At 62.4% G+C, this 3,733-nt stretch carries 4 protein-coding genes; 1 reads left to right on the top strand and 3 read right to left on the bottom strand.

Annotated features, from left to right (window positions below):
• On the bottom strand, positions 1 to 622 hold a 622-nt coding region (locus G6026_RS13730), incomplete at its 3' end, for a hypothetical protein (RefSeq protein WP_206682030.1).
• Positions 619 to 1,860, bottom strand: coding sequence for an N-6 DNA methylase (locus tag G6026_RS13735; protein WP_241728090.1), 1,242 nt, complete (start codon positions 1,858 to 1,860; stop codon positions 619 to 621). The genes G6026_RS13730 and G6026_RS13735, both read right to left, overlap by 4 nt.
• A 104-nt stretch (positions 1,861 to 1,964) precedes the next feature.
• Here G6026_RS13735 and G6026_RS13740 point away from each other — a divergent pair.
• Positions 1,965 to 3,148 (top strand): IS3 family transposase gene (locus G6026_RS13740; RefSeq protein WP_152427882.1). Its coding sequence is split into 2 segments (ribosomal slippage): positions 1,965 to 2,229 and positions 2,229 to 3,148, totalling 1,185 coding nucleotides; the frame shifts between segments, so codons are not numbered across the junction.
• A gap of 27 nt (positions 3,149 to 3,175) precedes the next feature.
• Here the strand turns inward: G6026_RS13740 and G6026_RS13745 are convergent.
• The coding region (locus G6026_RS13745) for an N-6 DNA methylase (protein WP_241728091.1) at positions 3,176 to 3,733 on the bottom strand (558 nt) is incomplete at its 5' end.

A 3,733-nucleotide genomic window follows, 5' to 3' on the forward strand; every position in this document is an offset into this window, starting at 1 on the left:
TGGCGATGAGCTGCTCCTGCTTGTCGATCAGCGCATCGATCTTGGCGGTCTCGTGGTCGAGGAAATTCGCAATGAGGACCTGCTCGTCGGCAGCGGGAAAGCAAACGCGCTCGTCAAAGTAGCTTTGCTGGTCCAGGTTCTGAATTCCGGACGTTTGCTTGATGGACCTCTGCGTGATGCGTGATACGTATAGCCAATGGTGAAGGTAGGTCCAGAATCGCGGCTCCATACCTTGTTGAAGCGAAACCTTCGCGACGAAATTGGAAGGCACTGCGGGTTCGCTATGGTCGTAAAGGACGACGAACCCGACTGGACTTTTCTCTCCGCCGCCGGACTTTTCGAGGATGAGGTTTCCCTTGCGAAGCAGTCGCCCGCGCCTTTCTGGGGCGCTGACTTTTCGGTTGGTGATGTCGCGGTCATGAACGCCGAGGATGGGTCGATCGAAGTCGGCGACCCGCACGCAACGGATATCGTCTGGGCCCCCGTCAGGCTCATTGCCCCAGATTCCGTTCTGGCTGCTCGCAACCGACCACTTGATGCGGTCTACCGGCCAGCGACGGGGAACGACGCCAAGCCAGGGCACGCTCGAGTCCTTGTATTCCGCGTGTGCCGGCCAGTTCACGCCCCCACCTCCGCAAGCATGGCTTGGATCTCGGTGACGAGTTGGCGGAGGTCCTTCTGGATCTCTTCGAGGGGACGGGGCGGGGCGTAGCGGTAGAAGTGGCGCGTGAAGGGGATCTCATAGCCGGTGCGGGTCTTGTCGTGGTCGATCCACGCATCCGGAACGTGGGGCAGGACCTCGCGGGCGAAGTACTCTTCGACGTCTTCGGTGAGCGGGACGTTCTCGGTGTCGCGCAGTGAGGTGTCGGGTTCGGGGTTGCCCTTGGTGGTGATGACATCGGCCTCGGGGTCGTGCTCGCCGATGGTGGTCCAGATGGTCTTGATGACCGGGGCGCCGACCTTGGCCATGCCGGCGGCCTTCAGGGTTGCTTTGAGTTCGGTGACGAAGGCGTCGCGGTTGGTCCACGAGCGGCCCGAGAGGCCGTCGAGGGCGCTGCGGATGGCATCTTGATCAGCGGCGGGCAGCTTGGCGATGGCCTTGGTCGCGAGAACCAGCTCGGCGGTGTCCTCGGCAATGTGGAATCGCAGCTGCAGGGGGCGTTCGACCGTGATGGTGCGGTATCCGAACTCCGAGTTGGCGAATACCTTCGAGAGGGCGGGCGCCTCGTCGTCGTTGTCATGGTTTTCGAAGCCGTCGTAGAGTTCGCAGATCTTCTCGATGTCCTGCGGGCGTAGTTCTTTGCGCTTGGAGCCGAGGGACTTGCGCATCTTGCCGAACATCTCGACCGCGTTGATGAGCTGGACCTGGCCCTTGCGCTCTTCGGTCTTGGCGTTGTCCAGGATCCAGATGTAGGTGGAGATGCCGGTGTTGTAGAACAGGTCCGTCGGCAGGGCGATGATTGCGTCGAGAAGGTCGTTCTCGATGATCCACTGCCGGATGTTGGACTCGCCCGAGCCGGCGCCGCCGGTGAACAGGGGTGAGCCGTTGAGGACGATCGCGAGTCGGGAGCCCATATCGTCCGGTGAGCGGACGGGTCGCATTTTGCTGATCAGGTGCATCAGGAAAAGCAGGGAGCCGTCGGAGACTCGCGGGAGGCCGGGGCCGAAACGGCCTGCGAAGCCCCGCTGTTCATGCTCGTCCTTCACTGCTTTCTGCTGGGTCTTCCATTCCACGCCGAACGGAGGGTTGGAGAGCAGGAAGTCGAAGTGCTCGCCGTGGAAGCCGTCGTCGGTGAGCGTGTCACCGTTGTAGATGTTGTCCACGCCCTGGCCCTTGATCACCATGTCCGACTTGCACATGGCATACGAGCGGGAGTTGACCTCCTGGCCGTACTGGCCTGCTGCGGTGATCTCGGACGGTGGACCCTCCTAAAGTGAGGGACCTACCGAAATGAGACCCAGCAGTGAGTGCATCACGCAGGCGGTTCAGCCAGGAGTTCAAGGATGAGCTGTGCCAGGAGGTCATCACGACCTCGAAGACGATCAAGGACGTCGCGGTGGCCTACGGCGTGGGCCCCGAGACATTGCGGAACTGGTTGAACAAGTACCGCGAGACCCACGGCGGCACGGAGACCGAGGTGACGCTCGATGAGCGGGCACGACTCAAGGAGCTGGAGCGGGAGAACTCCGAGCTTCGCGCTGAGACGGCGTTCCTGAAAAAAGCAGCGGCTTACTTCGCGCGGGAGCAGCGACCGTGAGCCGATACGAGTACATCGACTCCTGCAGGAACGACCCGTCCGAGACCAACCCGCTCTACAAGATGTGCGCCTGGCTGGCCGTGTCGACCTCTGGGTTCTACAACTGGCTCTCGCGCCCGACCTCGGCGACCGCGGCCCGCAGACAGGCGCTGACGGCCAGGGTGAGGCACTTCTTCGCCGCCACCGACGGCACGTACGGGTATCGGCGGATCCACGCCGACCTGGTCGACGAGGGCACCGAGTGCTCACCGGAGTTGGTGCGTCAGATCATGCGCTCCGAAGGCCTGGTGGCCTGCCAGCCGAGGCCATTTCGGGTCACCACTGAAGCTGACGACGCTGCTGCAGCCGACATGCCTGACCTGGTGGAACGCGACTTCACCGCCGATCGCGCCGGCGTCAAGTTCGTCGGAGATATTACGTACATCCACACGTGGCAGGGGTTCGTCTACCTGGCGACGGTGATCGACTGCTACTCCAAGAAGGTCGTGGGCTGGTCGATCGCCGATCACATGCGCACCGAGCTCGTTGAGACGGCGCTGAAGAACGCTGCCGCGACGACGGTGATCGAGCCGCGGGCGATCTTCCATTCCGACCGCGGCAGCGTCTATACCTCAGGCGACTACCGCAAGCTGGTCACGGACCTGGGGATGCGTTCCTCGATGGGCAGAACGGGCGTGTGCTGGGACAACGCGATGGCAGAGTCGTTCTTCTCCGCGCTCAAGAACGAACGCGTCCACCGCACCGTCTACGCCACGAAGCGGCAGGCCAGGCGCGACGTCATCAGCTACATCGAGGGGTTCTACAACACCCGACGACGCCATTCAGCGCTCGGCTACAAGCGCCCGAACGAGGTGCACTACGCTGGCCTCCAGCCAGCAACGGCAGCGTAGAGAAACCATCAACTCCGCTGTCCGAAATCAACGCGGCAGGTCATACAGCACCGGCTTGGCATCGGGGTTCATCTCTACCAGGTGGTCGTAGGCCACCGAGAGCATGCCGCCCGTACCGGCTGCGGGGTCGTAGATAGTGCGCACAATGCCGGGAGTGGTGAGCTCGAGGTCCTTATCGGCGTAGAGCAAGTCAACCATCAGAGAGATGACTTCGCGGGGGGTGAAGTGGTCACCGGCCTGGGCGTTGTTGGACTCGGCGAACTTCCGGATGAGCTCCTCGAAGATGTAACCCATGTCGTGGCCGCTGACCCGATCCGGGTGCAGGTCAACGTTCGCGAAGTCCTTGACGATCAGGAACAGGCGGTCCTTCTTGTCCAGTTCATCAATCAGTTCGGGGAGCTTGTAGCCGTCGAAGACGTCCCGGATGTTGGCCGAGAACCCCTCGATGTAGTCGATCAGGTTGTCCGCCAGCCCCGCCGGGTCCGCAGCGAGCTTGCTGAAGTCCCACACCGAGGTGTTGAAGAACGGCAGCCCGAACTTCGACCGCAAGACCACAAATGGGTTGGACCGTTCCCGCTCTGGTGG

Origin of the sequence: Dietzia sp. DQ11-38-2 (genome assembly GCF_014145055.1) — a bacterium.
Taxonomy (GTDB): Bacteria; Actinomycetota; Actinomycetes; order Mycobacteriales; family Mycobacteriaceae; genus Dietzia.